Below are 4,221 nucleotides of genomic sequence, written 5' to 3' on the forward strand. Positions count from 1 at the left end.
AGGCTTTGCCGATACTGATCTTTCATCGAACGGTTATTCATTGAGTAAGTACCACAAAAAATAATGATGAGAACTAGTCGTATTCGTGTTCGTATATATAGACTATGGGGAGCCATCATGCAGAAACATGTTGGCAACCGGGAAAAGTTCCAGTTTGAGCAGAGGGGGGGGATCAGGGGTAACCTTTTCTGGCTGAGTCGGGCAGGTCATCCTGTCTTTTGCAAGGATAACCAGACAGCCCTGCCGGGAGCCATTTATGCGGGTTTGCGCTAAGCCGAATTAGCCTTTATGGGCATCAATTCGTGGGTTTCCGCTCCTGATCCAAGGGGTTGCTTTTTAAACTTCTTAATGGCTACGATCACCGTAACCGTTGCAACGACTACGAGAGCGCCGACAATAATGAGCCCGGTTTTCCAATCAGAAGTGTCTGAAGAGGATTGCGAAGGCGATAAATCATCATAAGGTTTCTGAAGGTTATCGTTTCCCAGACCCTCCAGACCCTCCAGATCCAGAGCAATTTCTTGCATCCGAACTCGCTCGTTGCCTTCCCCGGTATCATCAATTTCAACAGCCAGATAGACCTTGTTACCGACAAAAACCGGGCGCATAGTATTGGCTGTCGCGGGTTTAAACGTGGTGCCAAGACGATGGTTATTGACCTGATCTTTGTAGGTCAATACGGTCAGTCGTCCATCGCTGTTGTAGATAACGGCGTGCAGATAATCTTCTGTTGCTATCAGCCTGACGGTCGCGAACGAACCCGGTGCGGGGGAAGGAAAATCAATACTGTCGTCAATCATATAAGCACTGTCCATCTGTCCATTGTCACTGGCGAACCGGCGAATAGAAAGTTTTTTTCCCTCAGGGCTGTATAGGGCAACGAAGACCTGATCTTTTTGTATCAGGATGTCCTGCTGGCTGTTGATCATGTCATCGTAATTGGTGGCTATTATCCCTCTGCCATTGTTGCCAAAAGAGGCAGTGGGTTTTAGCTGTTGACTGTCGTATTGTCTGATAAACAGAGGATCGGGTGCATCTTCTTCACTTTGACTGGTTACATAAAGGCGTTTGCCGTCTTGGGATAGCTTTAAATGAATCCCTTGTTCTTTATCATACGAGCCACTGTTTTCAGAAAGAAAGATCCGTCGCTGCTGGTAACGACCCACCAACAGGCTGTTATCGAGGGTTCCTGTAAAATAAATAGCGCCCTGATGATAAGCGGTATCATTAATTTGCACACTTTCAGGGAACAGGTCGTTACGTACAGTGAATTCTCCCCGGTAGCTCCGGGTAGCACTTAACGGGAACTCGAACAGAATTGCTTTTCCTGACTGTGTTGTTGCAACAAGAACCAGATGAGAGCCCGTCTTTTCGTGAATAACCTGCCCTGTCAGAGACGGGTAGGAATCCAGTAGTCTGGAGTAGTCGGCAGAGGTTGTGTAAGTCACAATGCCGCACTGGCCAAATTGTTGGTCCAGTGCAGAACCTTTATAGCGCGCCAGAACAATCCCTTTGGAAGGCGACTCAGGCTGAATGACGACGTATACCCGTTGGCTTTCCGGGTCATAGGTTTGAAAGAGTGGTGTGCCTTCTGGTGGCTGGCAGTTTGACAGGTCAAGTGAATGGGTTGTGGGGGATGTACTGTCAGGCAGGGCACTGGATGCAGCAGCCGTGCTCAATAGACGGGTTAGCGGCTGTGCCGATGAGGATGATCTTGCCGATATTGTGTCTGATGGTGACTCCAAATCAGGTAAGGCTCTGATTGCGGCAGCTGTGGTCAATTCAGTGGTGAGCGGCTTTGCAGATGACAATTTTGCGGATGTCAATGCTGTAGCCAACAGAGTTGCTGTGATGTCCTTTACCCCGTTGCAGTCAAATCCCCCTGGTGTGCAATCCATTACGGCCTGTAATGTTTGCAGTTCAGAGAAAACTTTAGGAAACGGTAAATAACCATGTCGACCGTTCCAGACAGTACGATTGAAAGAGGTCGCGTCTTCGGCGCCACCAGGGTCAGCGAACTCATTCAGGACGGTGGGAAACGGGTTATTTGTCGGTTGGGTGCCATTGATTCGGACCAGTTCACGGTAGGGGGTGTTAATACCTCTGAGCATCGGCAGCTCTGTTGTATCACCGGCATTCCAGAGCCTGCTGCTTAAGCCGTTTAAGCCTGATTTGAGAGCACTTTCCGATACTCTTACGACACCTGCATTATATCCATTGAAATCGAAAGTAGAAACCCGGTAATACTTTGTGAAAGTATCCAGATTATTTTCAATGAGGTCTGCCTCGTAAACGTTTGCAACTGCCGGGCTTAGATGGCTAGTTGAATTAATGAAGCCGGTATTAACATTGTTATAAACCGAGGCCCGACGAGCCAGCGAGGACATACCGCCAGCCCGACTATCATCCCCTTTCCCAATGACTGGTCCAGCATTCAGGTTGTCATGAATACTTCCACCCCTTGCTACTCCGGCAATACCTCCGATATCTGCAAGATTGCCGTCAGAACTGACAGCTCCGGCATTTACGTTTTGAACAACGCTAGAGTTGACCGATTGCCCACTTATTCCACCCACTTGGGTGCTATGCTTTCCAGACGTGCTACCTGTGTTGAGGTTTTTGCTGACCAGAGTTTGTCTTTCCGTATACCCTACTATTCCGCCAATGCTCCCAGCTCTTTTCCAGGAAGTAACGCTCAAATAATCGGAGGCAATTTTTCCGGTGTTCAGGTTATGTAACAGTCTGGCTGATCCTGCTTTTCCTACAATCCCTCCGGAATCTTCGGTATGGCCAGCATTAACCTCCCCGGTGTTCACATTGTTGTTGGCAACGCCATTGCCTTTCAGCCTTCCAACAATGCCACCGGCAGGTGAGTTATCCAGGCTTCTGGAAGTTATTGTTCCAATATTCAGGTTGTTTGATACAGAAGAACTCTGATCCGCCACCCCAGCGATACCGCCTGTGCTGGTGCTTCCGGTTGTGAACACGGCGGCGGTGTTGACACTATTGCGAATGACACTACCGGAAACACTGCCCGCTAAACCTCCGGCATGACTGTGATAGCCACCCGTTCTGATCGCTCCGGCATAATTGACCACCTCTTCAATCCTGCTGTCTTTCAACGCTCCCACAAGTGCACCGGTCGGGCTCGTATTTCCGGAACTGATCACTTCTGGTTGTTTAAGCAGGATCTGTCTGATGGTGCTGTCCCGTAGCGACCCGAACAAGCCTGAGGTTGTGTTATCTGCTGATGTTGCAACTTCGAGGCCGGAAATAACGTGGCCATTGCCATTGAGGGTGACAGAAAACGGTTTGGAGGTATTGCCGACGGGTTCCCAGGGAGTGAATTCGCTCAGGTTGATATCACTGATTAACTCGTAGCGACCTTCGACCGGGTGGTCAGCATTCAGGTATTGATAGAAATTATTATTGTCCAGCTCAATAGTCACGGCCTTGCTGATTGTTGGCTGTGCTGATGAAGATGGGGCGGTGGATGAAGCTTCTGAAGGTGATACCGAACTGGCTGAAGTGCGAGCTACAGACGTGGTGATCAATTCGCTGGTTAAAGGCTGTGCCGATGATGCTGGGACAGCGGATGAAACCTCAGAAGGTGACACCGAACCGGATGAAGTACGTGCTACAGAAGTCGTGCTCAATTCACTGGTTGAAGGCTGTGCTGATGACGATAGGACAGCGGATGTAACTTCAGAAGTTGACATCGAACCGGATGAAGTTCTGGCTATAGAATGAGTACTCAACTCACTGGTTGAAGGCTGTACTGATGACGATGGGGCAGCGGATGAAGTTTCCGAAGGTGACACCGAACTGAGTGAAGCATGGGCTACAGAACGAGTACTCAATTCACGGGTTGAAGGCTGTGCTGATGACGATGGGGCAGCAGATGAAGCTTGAGAAGGTGACACTGAACCGGATGAAGTACGGGCTACAGAAGTCGTGCCCAATTCGCTGCTTGAAGGCTGTGCTGATGACGCTGAGACAACAGATGAAACTTCAGAAGGTGGCACCGAACCGGACAAAGTTCGGGCTATAGAAGTCGTGCTCAATTCACTGGTTGAAGGCTGCGCTGTTGACGATGGGGCAGCAGGTAAAACCTCAGAAAGTGGCACCGAACTGGATGAAGTTCTGGCTATAGAATGAGTGCTCAATTCACGGATTGAAGGCCGTGCTGATGACGATGGGACAGCAGATGAAACTTCAGAA

General features: G+C 49.4%; 4 protein-coding genes. 3 read left to right on the plus strand and 1 reads right to left on the minus strand.

Annotation, left to right across the window (positions count from 1 at the left end):
• The first annotated feature begins 117 nt into the window (after positions 1–117).
• On the plus strand, positions 118–273 hold the full coding sequence (locus tag KDK16_RS08980; RefSeq protein WP_257275688.1) for a hypothetical protein: 156 nt from the start codon (positions 118–120) through the stop codon (positions 271–273).
• On the opposite strand, the gene KDK16_RS08985 is transcribed toward KDK16_RS08980, so the two are convergent.
• The gene (locus KDK16_RS08985; RefSeq protein ID WP_257275689.1) at positions 270–3,449 is read right to left on the minus strand and encodes a hypothetical protein; all 3,180 of its coding nucleotides are present in this window, start codon (positions 3,447–3,449) and stop codon (positions 270–272) included. The genes KDK16_RS08980 and KDK16_RS08985 overlap by 4 nt on opposite strands.
• A gap of 40 nt (positions 3,450–3,489) precedes the next feature.
• Here KDK16_RS08985 and KDK16_RS08990 point away from each other — a divergent pair, with 40 nt between their 5' ends.
• Positions 3,490–3,750: a hypothetical protein gene (locus tag KDK16_RS08990; RefSeq protein ID WP_257275690.1), complete on the plus strand. Its 261-nt coding sequence runs from the start codon at positions 3,490–3,492 to the stop codon at positions 3,748–3,750.
• Positions 3,751–3,954: 204 nt separating this feature from the next.
• The gene (locus KDK16_RS08995) at positions 3,955–4,158 is read left to right on the plus strand and encodes a hypothetical protein (RefSeq protein ID WP_257275691.1); all 204 of its coding nucleotides are present in this window, start codon (positions 3,955–3,957) and stop codon (positions 4,156–4,158) included.
• Positions 4,159–4,221 lie beyond the last annotated feature (63 nt).

It is taken from the genome of Endozoicomonas sp. SESOKO4, from assembly GCF_024606275.1.